Origin of the sequence: Nostoc sp. ChiQUE01b (genome assembly GCF_034531255.1) — a bacterium.
In the GTDB taxonomy this organism is placed as follows: Bacteria; Cyanobacteriota; Cyanobacteriia; order Cyanobacteriales; family Nostocaceae; genus Nostoc.
Window position 1 is genome coordinate 1 of record NZ_JAVRBM010000019.1, and the last position, 19,878, is coordinate 19,878.

General features: G+C 42.4%; 19 protein-coding genes. 9 read left to right on the forward strand and 10 right to left on the reverse strand.

What is annotated here, in order from left to right; genetic code table 11:
- Positions 1-30: 30 nt before the first annotated feature.
- Positions 31-1,101 (reverse strand): filamentous hemagglutinin N-terminal domain-containing protein, encoded by a 1,071-nt coding sequence (locus RMY63_RS14775; RefSeq protein WP_322729422.1) that lies wholly within the window; start codon positions 1,099-1,101, stop codon positions 31-33.
- Positions 1,102-1,280: 179 nt separating this feature from the next.
- Here RMY63_RS14775 and RMY63_RS14780 point away from each other — a divergent pair, with 179 nt between their 5' ends.
- On the forward strand, positions 1,281-1,619 hold the full coding sequence (locus RMY63_RS14780) for a hypothetical protein (protein ID WP_322729423.1): 339 nt from the start codon (positions 1,281-1,283) through the stop codon (positions 1,617-1,619).
- Positions 1,620-2,362: 743 nt separating this feature from the next.
- Here the strand turns inward: RMY63_RS14780 and RMY63_RS14785 are convergent.
- Positions 2,363-2,488, reverse strand: a complete 126-nt coding sequence (locus RMY63_RS14785) for a hypothetical protein (protein ID WP_322729424.1) — start codon at positions 2,486-2,488, stop codon at positions 2,363-2,365.
- Positions 2,489-2,605: 117 nt separating this feature from the next.
- On the opposite strand from RMY63_RS14785, the gene RMY63_RS14790 reads away from it, so the two are divergent.
- Together RMY63_RS14790 and RMY63_RS14795 are read left to right on the forward strand one after the other, a co-directional pair.
- Positions 2,606-3,958 (forward strand): histidine phosphatase family protein, encoded by a 1,353-nt coding sequence (locus RMY63_RS14790; protein WP_322729425.1) that lies wholly within the window; start codon positions 2,606-2,608, stop codon positions 3,956-3,958.
- Positions 3,959-4,137: 179 nt separating this feature from the next.
- Positions 4,138-5,487: a dihydroorotase gene (locus RMY63_RS14795; RefSeq protein WP_322729426.1), complete on the forward strand. Its 1,350-nt coding sequence runs from the start codon at positions 4,138-4,140 to the stop codon at positions 5,485-5,487.
- Positions 5,488-5,914: 427 nt separating this feature from the next.
- On the opposite strand, the gene RMY63_RS14800 is transcribed toward RMY63_RS14795, so the two are convergent.
- The 5 genes from RMY63_RS14800 to murC all read right to left on the reverse strand — a co-directional run bounded on the left by RMY63_RS14800 (position 5,915) and on the right by murC (position 11,952).
- A complete protein-coding gene (locus RMY63_RS14800; RefSeq protein WP_322729427.1) occupies positions 5,915-7,468 on the reverse strand; it encodes a PAS domain S-box protein in 1,554 nt (517 codons plus the stop codon).
- Between the two features lie 517 nt (positions 7,469-7,985).
- Positions 7,986-8,489 (reverse strand): low molecular weight protein-tyrosine-phosphatase, encoded by a 504-nt coding sequence (locus RMY63_RS14805; RefSeq protein WP_322729428.1) that lies wholly within the window; start codon positions 8,487-8,489, stop codon positions 7,986-7,988.
- A gap of 205 nt (positions 8,490-8,694) precedes the next feature.
- Positions 8,695-9,042, reverse strand: a complete 348-nt coding sequence (locus RMY63_RS14810) for a YbaB/EbfC family nucleoid-associated protein (RefSeq protein ID WP_322673862.1) — start codon at positions 9,040-9,042, stop codon at positions 8,695-8,697.
- Positions 9,043-9,363: 321 nt separating this feature from the next.
- Positions 9,364-10,365, reverse strand: coding sequence for a UDP-N-acetylmuramate dehydrogenase (murB, locus tag RMY63_RS14815; RefSeq protein WP_322729429.1), 1,002 nt, complete (start codon positions 10,363-10,365; stop codon positions 9,364-9,366).
- A 123-nt stretch (positions 10,366-10,488) separates the two neighbouring features.
- A complete protein-coding gene (gene murC / locus RMY63_RS14820; RefSeq protein ID WP_322729430.1) occupies positions 10,489-11,952 on the reverse strand; it encodes a UDP-N-acetylmuramate--L-alanine ligase in 1,464 nt (487 codons plus the stop codon).
- 404 nt (positions 11,953-12,356) lie between these two features.
- On the opposite strand from murC, the gene nadD reads away from it, so the two are divergent.
- A complete protein-coding gene (gene nadD / locus RMY63_RS14825; RefSeq protein ID WP_322729431.1) occupies positions 12,357-12,983 on the forward strand; it encodes a nicotinate (nicotinamide) nucleotide adenylyltransferase in 627 nt (208 codons plus the stop codon).
- A gap of 116 nt (positions 12,984-13,099) precedes the next feature.
- Positions 13,100-14,113, forward strand: coding sequence for a type I glyceraldehyde-3-phosphate dehydrogenase (locus RMY63_RS14830; RefSeq protein ID WP_322729432.1), 1,014 nt, complete (start codon positions 13,100-13,102; stop codon positions 14,111-14,113).
- A 79-nt stretch (positions 14,114-14,192) separates the two neighbouring features.
- On the opposite strand, the gene thiL is transcribed toward RMY63_RS14830, so the two are convergent.
- Positions 14,193-15,218: a thiamine-phosphate kinase gene (thiL, locus tag RMY63_RS14835; RefSeq protein WP_322729433.1), complete on the reverse strand. Its 1,026-nt coding sequence runs from the start codon at positions 15,216-15,218 to the stop codon at positions 14,193-14,195.
- Between the two features lie 89 nt (positions 15,219-15,307).
- On the opposite strand from thiL, the gene RMY63_RS14840 reads away from it, so the two are divergent.
- On the forward strand, positions 15,308-15,889 hold the full coding sequence (locus tag RMY63_RS14840; RefSeq protein WP_322729434.1) for a Uma2 family endonuclease: 582 nt from the start codon (positions 15,308-15,310) through the stop codon (positions 15,887-15,889).
- An 80-nt stretch (positions 15,890-15,969) separates the two neighbouring features.
- On the opposite strand, the gene RMY63_RS14845 is transcribed toward RMY63_RS14840, so the two are convergent.
- The gene (locus tag RMY63_RS14845) at positions 15,970-17,076 is read right to left on the reverse strand and encodes a peptidylprolyl isomerase (protein WP_322729435.1); all 1,107 of its coding nucleotides are present in this window, start codon (positions 17,074-17,076) and stop codon (positions 15,970-15,972) included.
- Between the two features lie 173 nt (positions 17,077-17,249).
- Between RMY63_RS14845 and efp the strand changes: the two genes are divergently transcribed.
- The 3 genes from efp (at position 17,250) to RMY63_RS14860 (ending at position 18,884) form a co-directional block, all read left to right on the forward strand.
- Positions 17,250-17,807, forward strand: a complete 558-nt coding sequence (gene efp / locus RMY63_RS14850) for an elongation factor P (RefSeq protein WP_094349903.1) — start codon at positions 17,250-17,252, stop codon at positions 17,805-17,807.
- 109 nt (positions 17,808-17,916) lie between these two features.
- Positions 17,917-18,474 carry an acetyl-CoA carboxylase biotin carboxyl carrier protein gene (gene accB, locus RMY63_RS14855; protein WP_322729436.1) on the forward strand — a complete coding sequence of 186 codons (558 nt, stop codon included), beginning with the start codon at positions 17,917-17,919 and terminating at the stop codon, positions 18,472-18,474.
- Between the two features lie 62 nt (positions 18,475-18,536).
- Entirely contained in the window at positions 18,537-18,884 is a 348-nt protein-coding gene (locus RMY63_RS14860) for an ArsR/SmtB family transcription factor (RefSeq protein WP_104909018.1), read from the forward strand.
- A 275-nt stretch (positions 18,885-19,159) separates the two neighbouring features.
- On the opposite strand, the gene RMY63_RS14865 is transcribed toward RMY63_RS14860, so the two are convergent.
- Positions 19,160-19,771: a GerMN domain-containing protein gene (locus RMY63_RS14865; protein WP_322729437.1), complete on the reverse strand. Its 612-nt coding sequence runs from the start codon at positions 19,769-19,771 to the stop codon at positions 19,160-19,162.
- Between the last annotated feature and the right edge of the window lie 107 nt (positions 19,772-19,878).

Consider the following 19,878-nt stretch of genomic DNA (forward strand, 5'->3'; position numbering starts at 1 on the left):
TACATTGTCGCAGTTTTTGATCCCATTTTTTCAGATTTTGTGAGAAATCCGCGTAGAAGTAGTTGATACTTGTGTTCCATCCTGCACACTCAAGCGTTTGGTGTTAATTGTCAAGTTTCCTGCATTTCCAGTACCTTCAGCACCTTCAGTTCTAGTAAACAAGCCGCTACGAGAATTACGAGCATCACTTAGTTCCACAGAATCAGCAGCATTAACCTCTATCTTTGCAGCAGAAATCAATGAGCCTCCTGTGACAACCAAATTCCTGCTCTGAATCTGAACATCACCGCCAATATCACGAACATCGACAAATGCTTTGTCTTGTAATCGAATATCGCCAAAATTATTTACAGAGGCGTACCCCAATACCCAATTGTTATCTTTCTGGTTCAAGCTCACTTCTCCAACACCAGCAACACTACCTAACTCAATCCGTACTCTTGGAACTGTCGAATTCGCTTGTTTTAAAGCTTCTAGTTTACCTCCTTGTAACGTCACATCACCGCCCACAAGTGCTAGAGTTTTACTAGGTTCCACTCTGAGATCAGATCCTTCTACACGAATACTTCCTGCTGTTCCCTGAAATTGCAAACCAATGGGGACACTTACCGTTAGCAGAGGTGTGCTTTGAGAAGGAAACGCGCTAAACAGAGCGCCATCTGCAAATTTGAGACTATTTGCTGTAGTTGCAATCAAAGAACCTTTGATGTTCAATTCAGCCTTAGATCCAAAAATAATTCCATTGGGATTGATAAAAAACAAGTTAGCAGAGCCATTGGCTTTAATCAGACCGTCAATAACAGAAGCAGAACCACCCGTGACGCGGCTGATGATATTTTGAATATCGAGAGCGTTATTGAAGTAAGCCTGAGTGTCAGTGGGTACAGAAAACTGCTCAAAACTGTGGTAAAGATTACTTCCAGCTTGAGTTCCTCCTTCAATAATTCCGGTATTCTTCTCGAATGTGGAATTATTGGGTAAAGTCCTATCAGGCGTAATTTGAGCAAAAGTGCAATCCCAAACATTGACGTATGCACCACTAATAACTACAGAAATTATTAGCCTTAATAGCCAAGATGAACTGCGTAAGTTTTCAGCCATTTGATGATTTTTTAACAACATTATTAAGTATGACTTTTTTTGCTATTTCTACCGAAAAAGAATTAAAGTTTTGTAATTAATTGATACAAAAGGCACGAAATTAATACTAAAATACGAAACATAAAAAGTAAACAGAGGTAATTTTGCCTCGACGACAAATAGCCAATTAGGTGATTAAAATGCATTATTGTACTAAAATAAAAATCCTCGCTTTAGACCATGTTGAATCAATTATTTTGGAGGAAATTACAGTAGCCGAGGCTGAAAAAATTATTGGTGGAAATTTAGCTAAAACAGAACTAGAACCAGCGATTAATGAATGTAAAGTTTCATCTGTAGGAGATTGTTTATGCGAGGGTGAAAATAATAAGTATTGGCTCATACATTTTTCCCCAATAGACCCCCACCATACGGAAAATAGAGATCCGCTAAAAAATCAAAGCTATTTGTATAATTCTTCCATCACTTCATTGAACTTCAGTAGTACGGAATCAGTAATATTACAAAGTAAATCTTAAGTAAGGTGTGTTATGGGTTTAGCCTAATGCACCGCCACATAATACGGTGCGTTAGGCGTTTGACCAAAATTTTTCGTGACAAATCATATTAAAATATGCGCCTAAGAGGATGTTTTAAAAGTCATGATTAATGTATCAAATATTTTTACCCCACCCTAACCCTCCCCTTATAAAGGGGAGGGAACTAGATTATTTTCCGGTTTCCCCGCTTGTAAAGGGGGATTAAGGGGGGTAATCATTCTATTAAAATCACAGCCAACCACTTTTAAAACATCCTCTAACACACCCTACAGTAATTTTATTTTTACTTTATAAATAAATAGTCTCTCATTGGTACGCAACCAGTAATATTACAAAGAAAGGCTCCAGGGCTGAGGGCAGATCGCGCAGCGTGTCGTAGACAAGGCTTTTAGAAAGAAGTATTAATAAAAAATTTGGTTCTGGGTTATTGCCCAGTTTAAAAAAGATATTGGTACGAGCAATACCGCGAAATACAAAGCCTCCACAGCCTAAGTATCACGTTTTTAAACGTGCGAACATAGCTGCCCTCTAACCAGGGTACTTCTGCCTTCTGAATGTTGGCGATGAGTTATATATTAATTTAGAAATTAATGTTACACATCCAACTTTTCTGCTTATTTGTGTGCAGTTTTCATTCCTGGGAAATGCACTTAGGCGATCGCGTGAGTGCAGAAAACTGCATAATTATCTGTGTTCAACCTAATACCCGTGAATGAATTTTCTCAGATATCTCTTAAATGCTCTTGATGGGCGATTTTGAGCGTTTTACGAATGGCTCTCATTTGCCATTGCCTTCGACGTAGCGATCGCAGCCAATCGTTAACATAACAGCGCTTTTTGCTGCTCATTTTGCCTCTTCTAAGAGAATAAAGTTTCGTACCTGCCTCAATCCACCTTCTTGAGTCGATAATTATGCAATCATTTTGCAGTAAAATTAATCGTCAAGATCAGAGGAGGGCTTTGAGATGACTCGTGTCATCATTGTGCGCCACGGTCAAAGCGGTTATAATACCGAGCGGCGTATTCAAGGACGCACTGATGCGTCAACATTAACCGAAAAAGGTCGTAACGATGCCAGTAAAGTAGGCAAAGCCCTCAGCAATATCTTATTTAATACGATTTACAGTAGTCCCTTACAACGAGCGAAACACACAGCAGATATTATCCAGAATGAGTTAGCTACTCAGGCTAAACAATCTGCTGTACTCCAAGTTTCTGATTTGCTGCTAGAAATCGACCTGCCTTTATGGGAAGGGCTGTTGACTGCCCAAGTCAAGCAAAAACTTGCTGAAGATTACCGCACTTGGCATCAACACCCCGACGAACTGCGGATGCTGCTTAATGATGCAGAAGGAACAAGAGAACATTTTCCCGTTCTTGCTTTATACGAACAAGCACGGCAGTTTTGGCAAGAAATTTTGTCTCAACATCAAGGCGAAACTATTCTCATAGTGGGACATAACGGAATTAATCGCGCCTTGATTAGCACAGCGTTGGGAATCCCTCCCAGTCGTTACCACTCAATACAGCAATCTAACTGTGGCATCACTGTATTAAATTTTGCTGGAGGATTGGGCGAACCAGTCCAGCTAGAATCCTTAAATCAGACGCAACACACCGGAGAAACTCTACCTTCATTGCGACCGGATCATCAAGGAGTACGATTGTTACTAGTGCGTCACGGTGAAACCGACTGGAATCGCCAAACTAGGTTTCAAGGGCAAATTGATGTCCCCCTCAACGATAACGGTAGACAACAGTCACAAAAAGCAAGCGAATTTCTCCAAGAAGTAGCAATTGATAATGCTTGCAGTAGCACAATGCTGCGCCCTAAAGAAACAGCAGAGATTATCTTAAAACAACATCCGAATGTAAAGTTAGAATTGCAAGATGGTTTAAGAGAAATCAGTCATGGTCTCTGGGAAGGAAAATTAGAAACAGAGATAGAGCAAGAGTTTCCGGGAGAATTGCAGCGATGGCGGCTGATACCAACGCAAGTGCAAATGCCTGAAGGGGAAAATTTGCAACAGGTGTGGGAGCGCAGCGTTGCAGCTTGGCAATCAATTCTGCAAACAGCATCAAATAATCAATTCAAAACTGTATTAGTAGTAGCTCATGACGCTACTAACAAAACCTTGCTTTGTCACATTCTCGGTTTATCGCTGGAAAACTTCTGGAGTTTTCGCCAGGGTAATGGTGCAGTCAGTGTTATCGACTACCCTGCTGGAATCGATGGTTTACCAGTACTGCAAGCAATGAACATCACCTATCACTTTGGTGGAGGCGTACTAGATAAAACAGCAGCGGGGGCATTGTAAAAAAGTTAGGAGTGAGGAGTTAGGAGTTCGGAATAAAGTTAGGAGTGAAAAATTATGAGTAATGAATAAAGTTAGAAGTGATGAGCAAGGAATAAATAACTCATAACTTCTAACTCTTAACTCTTAACTCTTAACTCCTAACTCCTAACTTTATTCTTAACTCATAACTAAAAACTTTTATGACTGAACTGCTGCAAAAAGTACGAGTGATTGACCCTGTTTCTAAAATCGACGAACTCTTTGATGTGCTGATTGCTGATGGTTATATCCGAGAAGTGGCTTCGGACATTTCTGACATCAGTTCCGATACTCAAATCAGAGATTGTCAAGGATTAGTTCTCGGCCCTGGATTAGTGGATTTGTACAGCCACTCTGGTGAACCTGGCTTTGAAGAACGAGAAACCCTCTTGTCTTTCTTACAAGCTGCTGCTGCTGGCGGCTTTACTAGAGTTAGCATTTTACCCGATACATCGCCAGTTATTGATAACCCTGCGCTTGTGACACAGTTGCAGCAGAAGAGGGCAGAGGTGCACAGAAGCCGAGAGGCAGAAAAGAGTTTATCTCCCCTGCTCACGCCAGTTGCTACAACGGAGGGAACCTCCGCAACGCACTGGCTCCCCTGCTCCCCTGCTCCCCTGCTTCATCTCTGGGGTGCTATCACCGTAGATATTGCTGGGAAGCAGATGACGGAATTGGCAGATTTAGCGTCTGCTGGAATTGTTGGTTTTACTGATGGTAAACCTTTAGAAAATTTGGCGCTGGTGCGGAGAGTGTTAGAGTATCTCCAGCCATTGGGTAAACCAGTAGCATTTTGGCCTAACGATCGCCAGTTAACAGCGAATGGGGTAATGAGAGAAGGGACAGATGCTCTGTGTTTTGGTTTACCCCCAATACCCGCCAGCGCTGAAACTACTGCGATCGCAGCAATGCTTGAATTGGTTGCAACCATCGGCACACCAGTCCATATCATGCGTGTCTCCACAGCTCGCAGTGTGGAATTAATCGCCTCAGCCAAAGCAGCTGGTTTACCCATCACCGCCAGCACCACCTGGATGCATCTTTTACTTGATACCAAAGCAGTTAAGAGTTATCACACCAGCTTGCATTTAGACCCGCCTTTAGGTAATCCCAGTGATATGGCGGCGTTACGTGCAGGGGTACGTGCGGGTGTAATCGATGCGATCGCTATCGATCACACACCCTACAGCTACGAAGAAAAAGTCCAAGCCTTTGCCGAAGCACCCGCTGGGGCAATTGGTTTAGAGTTAGCATTACCTGTGCTGTGGCAATATCTCGTTGAAACTGAGGAATTTACAGCTTTAGAATTATGGCGGGCATTGAGTAGCAATCCAGCCGAGTGTTTGGGGCAAAAAGTAAGTGCGATTGTACCTCATCAACCAGCAGAACTTACTTTATTTGATCCCCAGCAAACCTGGAAAGTCGAACGTAAAAGTCTTTATACACTTTCACAAAATACACCTTGGTTAGGGCAACAGTTGAAGGGTCATGTTGTGCAAACCTGGTGTTGAAAAAGCGTACTTAAAACTACAGAATATAACTCATCCCCTAAAAGATTAAGATAGATTTCCCTTACCCTCTGAATTACTATTTTGTAAATTTCTCTTTTACTATAATTATATTTGTAAGCATCCACTAGCAAGGCAAACTAACACTTACACTAGTTCCTTTTTCAGGAATGTTAGCAATCGTCAATTCACCACCATATAATTTATAGCAGTCGAAGTATAGGTTAGGACTATGTTGGTTGCTGAAACCTTTGATAATACTGAGTTTCTACTCAGCACGGGCTAAACGCCCCGCTTCCGCTAACAGCACTCAGCACTTTGCTATAACTATATGCTGAACAATAGCTACAGATTTATTTTCCGAATTGAATCAGCCTGCTTTCTCCTTGTGTTGACCTATTACTCTTTGATATAAAAGGGTTTTGCTGTCTTATGATTTGCATTCGCCCTGTGGTCGATTACATTCAGAACTCGTGGGATCTGTAAATTGCGGACTATTTTCCATAAAGCCCAATTCTTGATCAACAAAAGCATCTGTAGTCAAGTTAAAACTTTCAGCTAAATGGTGATTAATCCCTAAATAATGTTCATCAGAATTTACCCAAGAAACAAACCCAGGTACTGCATCTAAAACCGTTTGTAATTGCTCTTTTGCTTGTTGCAGATTTTTTTCTGCTCGTTTGTATTCTGTAATATCCTCGGAAATACACAACAGGTATTCGGGTTGTTGGTTTTTGTCATATAAAGGAATTTTAGTTGTGTGTAAAATTCTTCTACCAAAACTAGGGCTGTCAATAGGTTCTTCAGAAATATCTTGAGGTAAACCGCTAGCAAAACTTTCTAGGTCTTTTTGGCAGAAATAGTCTGCTTGTTCTTTTGGGAATAATTCGTAATCTGTTTTGCCAATAGCCTGCTCTGCTGTAATGCCAAAAATATTTTCGCAGGTATGATTCCAAAGCTTGAATGTCCCAAAACTTTCTGGTTTAGCATCTTTAACAAAGACGGCTACAGGCAGGTTATTAATCATCGACTGTAAAAAGTTGCGAGTCTGCTGGAGTTCCTCTTGTGCTTTTCGGCTTTCAGTAATGTCAATGCCTGTACAGACAATATAATCAATTTGATTATCCCGATTAAGTAAGACTTTATTTGACCAAGAAATTAAGCGGCGATCGCTATCCTTAGTAACTAAAGAAGTTTCGTAACGTTGAGGAAATTCTCTATCAGCTAAATTTTGAAATATATCTTTGATACATTTTGTTGTTTCAGGTAACAGCAGCACATCCCAAACAAATCTTCCTTTAACTTCATCAAATGTGTAACCCGTAGCTTGTTCGCAAGTATAGTTAAAGCGAATAATTTTTCCCTGAAAATCTAATACAATAACTAAAGCATCTGCTAGATTTAAAACAGCAGAAACAAAATTACGCTCCAATCGCAGTTCTGTTTCTATTTTCTGGCGTTCTACAAGTTTAACTCGTGTATGATTGTAAAGTTCGGCTTGTAGAATAGAAACTGCCAGCAGACTGGTAGGAGTAACTAATCCAATTAATTCTCCTTGATCCCCAACAATAGGCAGATGGCAAATCCGATTTTGCCTCAGCAAATTCAAGGCAGTAAAAACATCTTTAAAATCTTTTAACCTTAATATTATTAACTCTCTGGTCATCACTTGGGCAACACTGATATCCTCTATATTTTTACCTTGTGCTGTCAGCTTAATTAAATCTCGTTGCGTAATTATCCCCACCAACTGTGAGTTTTCTATAACTAAAACACAACTGGTGGCTTGAGATGTGTTGCTAGCTATATCTTTACCTGAGTTGGTCAAATAATTGCTATCTTTGATTGCCAAGCTATCATGATTACCTGATGCATCATTGATTAGTGCAATCACATCTGGAAGCATAATCTCAGAGCTAACAACAAGCGGATGATGAATGATTGTCTGTTGTAAATTATCAGAAATGAGAGAGTTAATGAACATTATGTATAGATGCCTGGAATAAAATTATTTATAAAAAAGATGCAAATAATATTTTGGCTTATAATGAATCAAAACGCATCAGTGTTTTCTATGATTATTTTTTTCTAATTTTTTATGGAAATTTTATATTATTTGTAATAAACTCTATACATTTTTAAATATGGAGTTTTTAAGTAGAGTATATTATTGTCTCATGGCTTGAGTTATGAGCTTTTCCCTGATTTCAACAAACTACGGTTTTCAAGGTAGATTCAGCTTAACCGTAATCCAAGCAACTGGAACTAAGTAAAAATTCAGATTTGAGCAAATGACTAAGCTTTAAAACATTGGACTATATTCAAAATGCAGCTATCAGTTGCAATTCCACAAAGATATATTTTGCTGATTTGATTAAGAAAAAGTAGCGTATTCTTGTTTTACTTGGGTTCCTGACTACTATTTATACTCAACTTGGTGGTCAATCGTTTACTCCTGAGTAGGCTTTCTTGTAACTCCGAAGAAATGGGCGAACCAGGAGTCATAACTCTTCACTTTTAACTTTTGTGAGCAGACCTTCACAAGCATCGATCAGTAAATCAATCACCTGATTAAATCCTTCTTGACCACCGTAATAGGGATCTGGAACTTCCTTTAGAGTGTGTCGAGAGCAAAACTCGCATATCAAACGCACTTTATGCTGATATTGCTTAGTTTGATCAAGAGTGAGGATGTTCTCATAATTTTCTCGATCCATAGCCAAAATCAGATCAAAGTCTTGAAAGTCAGACTTTTGAAACTGGCGTGCTCGACCACGCAGTTTAATTCCCAACTTAGTAGCAGCCGCAGCACTCATACGTCTGTCAGGTGGGCTACCAACGTGATAGCTAGATGTACCAGCAGAGTCACAGAGGATGCGTACGCCTTTGGGGTCGGCGGAGTCATCGTTCAAGCCAGCCTGCTCAATTAGATGATTCATGATATTTTCTGCCGATGGCGATCGGCAGATGTTACCTAAGCAGACAAACAGCAACTTGTAAGGCATAGATATACTTTGTCAATAGTCAATAGTCATTTGTCCTTTGTCTGGTGACTAATGACCAATGACCCTTACGGGTGACGCTTCTCTACGAGACGCTTTGCGTTCGCGGAGCGTTCCGTTCGCGTAGCGTCCCGTAGGGAAGGAAAGGCGAAAGGCGCTAGCCTCTCCCTTTGGGAGAAGACCGCGCTAGCTCACTAATGACCAATGACTAAAATCCAGGTAACTCCAACCCACTGGTTAATTCTTCCATACGTTCTCGCATTGTTGCTGTGGACTTGTTGTAGGCTTCTTTCATTGCTACTGTTACAAGATCAGAAAGTACTTCTGCACCTTCTGCTAAAGCATCTGGAGAAATTTCTACCCGCTTGGGTTCTTGGTTCCCACTGACAATCACCCTCACAAGACCACCGCCAGATTCTCCTTGAATCTCCATTTGCTCCAATTCTTCTTGGAGTCGCTTTGCGCCTTCTTGAACTTGCTGTGCTTTCTTAAAAGCTTCAGCTAATTCTTTCATTTTTCCCAAGCCAAAGCCGAATCCTTGTCCTTTACCTGTCATAATTGGTTTTACGCGTGTGCGTTGAATAACAAATCAAATTCAATTATAGATGCGGTAAGTAATTTGCCTCTTTTTTTACCAATAATTAATGCATTATAGAATGGGGAGTAGGGAATAGGGAATGGGGAATCGGGAATAAGGAATTGGGCATCCCTTCGGTTTACCTCAGCTCCGGTTCCATTTCCGCTTTTTTGAGATGCTCGGCACGAGTAACTCAGGGCAAGTGGGCATTGGTTTCTCCCACTCCTCATCTCCCCCTGCTCCCCCTGCCTCCCCACTCCCCACTCCCCACTCCCCATTCCCCATTCCCACTCCCACTCCCTATCCACAAGCACCTTGAAACTCTCCGAGCATTTTGACTTCTGGCTCTAAATTAATAGACCAACGTTCTTGTACTTGATGTTGGATGTGGCGAATGAGACAGAAAATATCACTAGCTTTTGCCCCACCACGGTTAACGATAAAATTAGCATGGAGTAGTGCAACTTGTGCGCCACCAATTTGGTAGCCTTTCAGACCCGTTTGTTCAATTAACCAGCCAGCACTGTAAGGTTTCGGATTGCGAAACACACTACCACAACTGGGAAAGTTGTATGGTTGAGTGTTTAAGCGATGCTTTTTATGTTCTTTGGTGATTGCCACAACTTTTGCTGGGTCTGCACCTGGCGCGAGTTGTAAGGTGGCTTGGGTGACTATGCGATCGCCACCTTGTAATAATGAAGTTCGGTAGCTATAACCTAACTGTTCCGGGGTAAGAGTTTCCAACGTACCATCAGGTGAAAGTACCTGAGCACTAACTAACATATCTGCAATACAGCTATTATGTGCCCCCGCGTTCATTACCACTGCACCTCCGGCTGTTCCAGGGATACCAACAGCCCACTCCAATCCTTGCCACCCTAATTCTGCTGCCGCCAATGCCAAGCTAGGAATTGATTCTCCAGCAGCAACGGTTAATTGACCGGTTTGGGGGTCAAAGTTGCTGAAGCGGAGATGACGAGTAGCAATGACTAAGCCTGATATACCACCATCACTCACCAGCAAGTTAGAACCTGCTCCCAGTGTTGTCACCTTTAAATTACGTTCTTTTGCGTATTTAAGACTTGCTTGCAGTGCTTCTAAGTTTCGGGGGGCAACGTATAAATCAGCGGCTCCCCCAACTCTATAGGAAGTAAATGCTGACAAAGAAGCCTGGGACTTGATCGCACAATCAGTACTGGGTAAGTAAATTACTTCGCTCTCCACTGAATTAGCTGTTTGCTGTTTCTTTGTATTCAAAGCAGGAACTGTGCAGACGTTTCCAGCTGCCTGGGAAATGGTCATCTTTACTTGTTTTGGTAAAATTTTTACATTAATTTACCGCAAAGATACGGTAATCGAATTCACCGATGAAACCGTTGCTAGAGGGGCGCTTTGCTTGGAAATAAAACTTCGCAAAGTCTCCACTTAGGATGTGGCTTTAGCCGGCTCACAAAGTGTCGTAATTATTTCAGGAATCACCTGGTTCAAATTTCCAGCCCCTAAAAACAGCGCCAAGTCTCCTGGGCGTAGTGTTTCTAGCAAGTACTCACACACTGCGGGTAAAGTTGGTTGATAAACTACCTGCGAATGCTGTTTAGCAATTTCTGCCGTTAGACGTTCACCACTAATTTGCCCTAAATTAGGTTCACCTGCACTGTAAATATCAGTCAGCACAACCAAATCAGCATGGGTAAAGGACTCAGCAAATTCTTCTAAAAAGGTCAGTGTACGGCTATAGCGATGGGGTTGGAAGATGGCAACCACTCTTTGCCCTGGTCTTGCCTGTAAACGTGCTGCGGCGAGAGTAACGCGAAGCTCGCTAGGATGATGAGCATAGTCATCAATAAAGGTAATGCCATTGACTTCACCTCGGAACTCAAAGCGTCGTCTTGCTCCTTCAAAAGTGGCGATACCTTTGGCAATTGCTCCAAATTCTAAACTCAAAGCACGACCAACAGCTACTGCGGCTAGGGCATTGCTGAGATTGTGCCGACTGAGCAGGCGCAACGTCAACACGCCCAAAGCTTTGCCTCTTTCCCAAACCAAAGCCGTAGTACCATCAGCACGATAATCAATATTGGTGACGGTGTAATCGGCGTCGGTATCTGAGTGTAAGCTGTAGGTAATTGTGGGTTGCAAGCGATCGCGTACTGTCGCACAATCAATGCTACCTATTAACGTTTTACAACCCTTAGCAAATGTCTGGAAGGTGTCAATGACTTCTTCTAATGTATCGTAGTGGTCAGGGTGATCGAGTTCAATATTGGTGATGATACCAATTTCGGGAGCGTGTTTTACCAGAGAACCATCTGATTCATCTGCTTCAGCTACCAAATATTGGCTTTGTCCCAATCGAGCATTACCTTCCCAAGCATTGACTTCGCCACCGACTAAAATCGTTGGGTCTAGACCTGCTTCCAGAAGCATATAGCCAATCATACTACTGGTTGTAGTTTTGCCGTGTGTTCCTGCCACTGCAATACTGTAGTAATCGGCAATTAAAGCTGCTAGTACATCTGAACGATGTAAAACTGGACAACCTAATTCCAGCGCTGCTTTGTATTCTAAATTATTAGTATTAATTGCTGTTGAACAAATGACTTGAGGCAGTTTTGACTTAGTAGCAGTAAGTAATTGTTCTTGTGAATTTAATACTACTGTATTAGCTAATACCTGAGGGTAAAAGAATTCGAGATTGCTTGCCTCTTGTTTACCAAAAATATGAGCACCGATAGATTCCAACTTGTGCGTAATGTGATTAGGACGAAGATCCGAACCTGATACTGGAAATTGACGCTTTGCAAGAACGTATGCCAGAGCAGACATACCTATGCCACCGATGCCAATAAAATGAAATGGTCTACCACTAAAATCTACAGAATTAGTCATTTATTACTCCTCTTACACCACACCACACCATAATCACAAATGACACGCGTATCATAACAGGAATTTGATTTTTACCGTAACTACTCCTGTATCATGTTCATGTTTGCTGCCCAAATGATGTTTATGCTCTGGTTTTCCTGGTTGAGAATGATTTTACCTTGGTTGGAGGTTTTTGCTATTTCTGAACTGTTCTTAAGATTATTCGCAAAATTTTGGTCGCGTCGGGACAGAAATTCTTGTAATGACAAATACATATTTTTGGCTACCTTACTGTAATTGACTACGATAGTACATTGTTAGCGAAACTGATTTTAAATTGCATCAAGTCTACTTTGAGAATTGAGTACAATAGTACATTGGTAATGAAACTATTTTTCAATTGCATAAAACCCACGCATAACTAGATGCAGGAACTAGCAATTTTTGGTGGCACATTCGATCCAATTCATTGGGGACACCTGCTCGTAGCCGAGACAGCTTTGCATCAAGTATCCCTTGAAAAGGTAATTTGGGTGCCATCTTTAAATCCTCCTCACAAAGAAGCAGCTTTGTTTGGGCATCGTGTAGAAATGCTGCAATTAGCTACAAAAGATAACCCATCGTTTACTGTCTCACTAGTGGAGGGAAAACGCTCTGGGACTTCTTATGCCATTAGCACCCTGATCGATTTATCTGCTTGTTACCCAAATACTCACTGGTACTGGATTGTGGGCTTGGATACTTTCCAAACCTTACCCGGTTGGTACCGGGGACACGAATTAGCACAAATGTGTGATTGGTTAATCGCACCCCGACAGCTAGGTGGTGAGACTATAACTCAAAGCAAATTAATCTGCAAGCAAGTGGAGCAACAACTTAAGGAGCAGTCTTTGATCATTCACTGGCAACTCTTGAATATACCTTTAGTGGGAGTTTCGTCAAGTCTAATTCGCAAATTTTGCCGCGATCGCCAGTCAATTCGTTATTTAGTCCCGGAAACGGTCAGATCATATATCATTAACAACAATTTCTACTCGAACAAATCTGAATAAATTATGTGTTTTTTTATTGATCTAACACTTTATGGTTAATAGTGACCCCCCCCTTTGCGATATGATTGGGGTCAACGATATCAACATATAAGCATAAATACAGAGGGCAAGACACTGTGATTAGAGTTGCAATCAACGGTTTCGGGCGGATTGGACGTAACTTTGCGCGTTGCTGGGTGGGTAGAGAGAATAGCCGGATCGATCTTGTCGCTATTAATGACACTTCAGACCCTAGAACCAATGCTCACCTGCTGAAGTATGACTCGATGCTAGGGAAGATCAAGGGTGCTGAGATTAGTGCCGATGATAACTCTATCATCGTTAACGGTAAGACCATTAAGTGCGTATCCGACCGTAACCCAGAAAAATTGCCCTGGAAAGATTGGGGAATTGACCTAATTATCGAAGCAACCGGGGTATTTACTAGCAAAGAAGGAGCGCTCAAGCACGTAAATGCTGGAGCCAAGAAAGTTCTGATTACCGCTCCTGGTAAAAACGAGGATGGCACTTTTGTGGTTGGTGTGAATCATCATGACTATGACCACAACAAACACCACATTATCAGTAACGCTAGCTGTACTACCAACTGCTTGGCACCAATTGCCAAGGTGTTGAACGATAAGTTTGGCATCATCAAAGGTACGATGACCACCACCCACAGCTATACAGGCGATCAGCGCTTGCTAGACGCTTCTCACCGGGATTTGCGACGGGCAAGGGCCGCAGCGATAAACATTGTACCCACCTCTACTGGTGCAGCAAAAGCAGTGGCGCTGGTTATCCCAGACCTTAAAGGCAAGCTAAATGGCGTTGCCTTGCGCGTACCAACCCCGAACGTCTCAATGGTAGATTTCGTAGTTCAGGTTGAGAAGCGTACTATTACTGAAGAAGTTAACCAAGCTCTCAAAGATGCTGCCGAAGGCCCACTTAAAGGCATTTTGGACTACAGCCAACTAGAACTAGTATCTTCCGATTATCAAGGTAGTGATGCTTCTTCGATTGTCGATGCTAGCTTGACTTTGGTTATGGGCAATGACTTAGTAAAAGTTATGGCGTGGTATGACAACGAGTGGGGTTACAGCCAACGAGTCTTGGATCTGGCAGAGTTGGTAGCTGAAAAGTGGCAATAATTAATTTGTCATTAGTCATTAGTCATTAGTTATTGGTCATTAGAAAAAGGACAAAGGACAAAGGACAAAGGACAAAGCACTATTGACCAAAATGTTGAAATCCCTGGCTAAGATTCAGAACTTGGTCGGGGAATTTTTTTTGCTCGTCGTGTAATATTACTGTCGATCCGGCTGTAATCCTGCCTGCGATCGCAGCTACTTCACCAAGATGTTGCACTAAGGCTGATGCTAACTCTTGTGGTAAGCACAGTACTAATTCAAAGTCTTCGCCACCATATAGGGCATATTTTAGCGCTTGGTCTGGTGTCAGCCAATGGTTAAAAGTTTTTGGTATGGGAATTTGTCTGTGTTCTAAGACAGCGCCAACGCCACTGGCGTGGCAAATTTGGATAATCGCATCTGCTAAACCATCGCTGCTATCCATACCAGCAATGGAGAATTGGGAATTAGAAGTTAAGATTTTCCAGAGGATTGGTAAGACATCTAATCGTGGCTGTGGGCGTTGGTGGGCGCGGATTAGAGCCGTCTTTTCTTCTTTGTTGAGGTTTTGTCCTAATTCGGGATGCAAAAGCAGTTCTAAGCCCGCTCTTGAGGCTCCATGAACGCCTGTAACAACGATCGCATCTCCTACAACAGCAGTAGAACGGCGGATAATTTGACTAGGGTTAACTTGACCAAAAGCGGTAATTGCCAGAGTAGTAACAGGCGATCGCACCACATCACCCCCAACAATTGGGGTATTGTTGTATTTTTGCAGGCATTCCGTCATTCCTTGGTACAAGCGTTCTACCCAACTCACCCTAAGTTCACCGGGTAGTCCCAACCCGACAGTGATTCCCAATGGGGAAGCGCCCATTGCTGCTAAATCTGATAAATTGGCAGCCGCAGCTCGCCAACCAGCATCTTCTGGGGAAGTAGTGAGATTACTAAAATGTACGCCATCAACCAGTACATCTGTAGTCACTACCAAAGATTGCCCTGGTGCAGTTTCAAGTACTGCGGCATCATCGCCGATAATTTCTGGAGGACAGAAGCGCTGTAATTTTTCTAAAAGACCTTGTTCACCAATGTCTTTTACCTGTTGAGAAGATAAATCACTGTTCACAATCGGTTTTCCGTGTTGCAAAATTACGAAGAAAACTGATGATTTACTTTACTGTTTAAGATAAGGGTATCGTCTAGGAGTCAGTTGGAATGGTAACAACACCAGTAACCAGCATCACATTTGAGGAGTACTTAACCTATGATGATGGTAGCGATTTCCATTATGAACTGGTGGATGGCAAGCTAGAGCTAATGAATCCACCTACTATTGAACATTTTCTGATTGTCGATTTTTTGGATACTGCCTTGAAAGCAGAAATCAAACGTTGTAACTCTACTTGGCTGTGTTTTCGGGAAAGTGGGGTGAGAACGGGTAGAAATAAATCTAGGTTGACTGATTTGTGTGTAGTGACACTGGAGCAAGCTAGAGAATTGTTGAATGCTTCAGCAGTATTTGAGTCACCACCGTTACTAATTGTCGAGGTGGTTAGTCTAGAGTCGGTGAAACGGGACTATCGCCATAAGCGATCTGAATATGCGGCCTTAGAGGTTCCTGAATATTGGATTGTAGACCCACTGAAAGCAAAAGTTTCGGTGTTATTACTGGAAGATGGATTTTACGAAGAAACGGTTTTTACTGCCACTCAGCAAATTGTATCACGGACTTTTCCAGAATTAGCGATCGCAGTTGAGCAGATATTCACCGCCGGGAATCTAAATCAGGGGAGTTAGGAGTCAAGAAGTTAGAAGTTAAGAGTTAGTAATTATTCTCTCCCTGCTCCCCTGCTTCCCTTGCTTTCCCTGCCCTCTTGTTATGCAGCTTGCGGCTCAACCAGATTTTCTATTCCTTGAACCACGGTTGCCGATTCAATTTTGTCACCAGCCTTCAGTTTATCCAAAACTTCTTTGCCTTCGGTGAGATAGCCAAAAACAGCATAGCGACCATCCAATAGGTTGCGTCCGGCGGGGGTAAGTTCTGGTTCAAACAAAAAGAAGAAAAATTGTGATGAACCTCCATTAACTTCACTTTCGGGACGAGCCATCACTACTGCACCAAAGGCAGAGAAAGGTAGAACTGGCATATCAACGTAACGACCAGCTTCTTCTAAAGTGATGCCATAAGTAGGTGCTTTATCGCCTTGAACTAAGACTTCTAAGGGAATAGCACGATATTTGCCTGTTTTTGGGTCAATAAAACCCACATCTTTCCCAGCAGGATCTCCAGTTTGCAGAAAGTAAGATTCTTCAGAACGGGTAAATTCTAAGCCATTATAAAAACCCCTCTGTACCAAATCTACAAAATTCCCAGCAGTTACAGGGGCGCTGTAACCGTCTACGACAAGGGCCAAATCGCCTTTGTTGGTTTTGATTTCTACAGTGGCACGACCTTTAAGTTGTGGCAGGTTACTGTATTGGGCAGGAACTTCAAAGGGGAATTGTTTCACCATTGCCTCTTCTAGCCCAGTAACGAGATTTAGCAGTTTATTTCTCTCTTGCAGAATTTGTTCTTTATCTTTGTTGTTCGCCAATTCTTCCAATTTACCAACCCCAGCTTTCAACTCGGTAATCCAAGCTTCGGCTTGAGGTTGGCGTTCTGCAGGAACGCTTGTTAAGATTTGGGAAGGTTTATCGAGAATGCGGGATGCTTGGCTGATGTCTTTGGAAATAGCACCCCAACGTCGATTCGCCCGCAGTTGGGCAGAGATGTCCTCTAAACTGCCTTGTAGTTGCCGCACAGGTTTGTTATCTATCGGGAGTGCATACCGCAACAAAGCCTTTCCGTCGGTAATTGCATTGCCAGCTGGCAGTGCGGCGCTACTGGAGGGAGTCCACCCAGCTGTAGTTATGCCTAAAAATATTGTTATCAGCAGTATTGCCATTAGGCTGTTCTTCAGCCAGGATTTTAATAAGTTAAGCATGGGATAACTCAAATGCAGCAGTGAATTGTTGACTGGACGTAACCCATCAATAATCTTCCCACGTTAAGGGCGAAGGATAAATGACAAATGACTAATGACAAATGACAAATGCCCAATGACGACCCTAGAAGGGTACAATAAATGCCGATTGTCTTCCAAAATTTGAAAGTTTCATGATCTCCAGTAACGACTTTCGACCCGGTGTTTCAATTGTATTGGATGGGTCTGTATGGCGAGTGCTTGAATTCTTGCACGTCAAACCAGGCAAAGGTTCTGCCTTTGTACGAACTAAACTAAAAAATGTCCAGAGTGGGAGCGTTATGGAAAAAACGTTCCGCGCAGGGGAAACAGTGCCGCAAGCCACTCTAGAAAAAAGCACGATGCAGCATACCTATAAAGAAGGCGATGAGTTTGTCTTTATGGATATGGAAACCTACGAAGAAGGCAGATTGACTCGCGAACAAATTGGCGATCGCGTCAAGTACCTCAAGGAAGGTATGGAAGCTGAAGTTATTCGGTGGGGCGAACAGGTGCTAGGAGTAGAGTTACCTAAGTCTGTGGTTCTGGAAATTGTACAAACAGACCCAGGTTTAAAAGGTGACACCGCCACAGGTGGCTCAAAACCAGCAACTCTGGAAACTGGTGCAGTTGTGATGGTTCCTTTATTTATTTCCCAAGGAGAACGTATCAAAGTTGATACCCAAGAAGATAAATATATCAGCAGGGAATAACTTTCATCTCTAGGGAGATGCTTGCTCCCGATTGAAATCCCTACATAGGGATTAATTCCCTGCCACACTTAAGATGCTCATTTACGGATAGGTCGAGGTAATAAAAACTGTGCCATTGGACTTTAATGAAATCCGCCAACTTCTGGTAACTATCGCACAAACAGATATTGCAGAAGTTACGCTCAAAAGCGATGATTTTGAGCTAACAGTCCGTAAGGCTGTGAGCATTAGCAATCAGATGTTGTCAGTAGGTCAAGGGACTTTAGGCGGTGTGGTAGGTTCAGGCTTGACATCGGGTTCATCTGGGGGCAACCAGGTGAGCGGAAGTCAGCTAACAGAGGTGTCGACATCTCGTGTATTTGAGAATACTGGAACTAGCACACAAATGCAGTTATCAGTAAATCCTCCCTCAACCATTGACCAAAGATTAGTAGAAGTGCCTTCCCCAATGGTCGGAACGTTTTATCGCGCTTCTGCGCCTGGGGAAGCAGCATTTGTGGAAGTGGGCGATCGCATCCGCAAGGGTCAAACAGTCTGTATCATTGAAGCCATGAAGCTAATGAATGAAATCGAAGCCGAAGTCTCTGGACAGGTGATGGAAATTCTCCTCCAAAATGGCGACGCTGTAGAATATGGTCAACCTTTGATGCGAATTAACCCTGATTAAGTATTAATGTATATATCAAGTGAGTAATTGTTAAAACTTTCAGTCTTTGCGGGTTAATCCTGATGAAACAAACGTTGCCTTTACCACCAGAAGTGGTGCAACAAGTAGCTGAATACTTCAGTCTGTTAAGTGAGCCAATGCGCCTGCGGCTGCTACACTTATTACGGGATGAAGAAAAATGCGTGCAAGAGTTGGTAGAGGCAACACAGACTTCTCAGGCAAATGTGTCTAAACACCTGAAGGTAATGTGGCAAGCAGGTATCCTTAGCCGCCGCAGTGAAGGAACTTGCGCCTATTACCGGGTGGAAGATCAAATGATTTTTGATTTGTGTAATCGGGTTTGCGATCGCCTCGCTACAAGGTTAGAGCAGCAAGCCCGTAATTTTCGTGTGTTAAATAGCAAGCGTTAGGTCAGTTGTCATTTGTCCTTTGTCATTTGTCCTTTGTCATTTGTGAAAAACTAATGACCAATGACCAATGACTAACCCTCTTCTGTCACTCTGGGAAAATAAAAATAAGAGCCAAATTTTGAACTGTAGATAGAACGCGCATTTGAGCGTTTATTTTTTAACAGAATGACTGAAATCAATATTTTTGGTAAAAGTCTTATGTTGTAAGCCTTTTAGATTATTCTCTTCCGAAAGTGATAAAAGAGGGCTAATGACTAATGACTAATGACTAATGACTAAAGTGGATAATCTTTCTGAAACTGTTCACGAGTTAGCGGTTGTTGTAACTCTACACCCTCGCCGCCTAAAACATCCAATGGTTTGCCGTTCACGTCAATGTACACCTTGGCTTTGGGATTTAAACTTGTCGCAGTATAAACAACTTGTCCGATGCGGCCCATCATTGAGGTGCTACCACCACCACTGGTAAAATCTTCAGATAAATTAACGTGAACCTCGTTATTTTCCGCCTTCAGTCCCAATAGCTTGGTTCCTTTAGGGATAGTTGTTGAATCTGTCCCTTCTGTTGGGCCTGCTAACAAACTCTGGAAAGCTGCTTCTAAAGGCTGGTTGGGTCGAATAGAAGCGACTTTAACAGGCTGGGGAACCAAAGCAACACTTTTGTCTTTTGGTCTGAGCCAATAAACATTAGGCGTTTGCTCATTAGATGGCTGCCTAGTTGATGGCTGTACTGGCTGTTCAATGCGGCTAGAAGGGTTTGACGGTGTAGGAGTATTGCCAGATTGTGTGGTAAACCAAGCTACACCGCCACCCACCGCTACAACCGCTGCTGACACGGCTGCAATTACGCCTGAAGAAATACGATTAGATCCTTGTTGGTCTTTCATGTTCAAAACCTTCCTAACTGAGGGCTGATATGGTAGTTATGCGAGGAGCAGCCTGGTTAAAGACGATACTTATAAGTAGAGAGTTTCCCACAATCTAGAGGAGACTT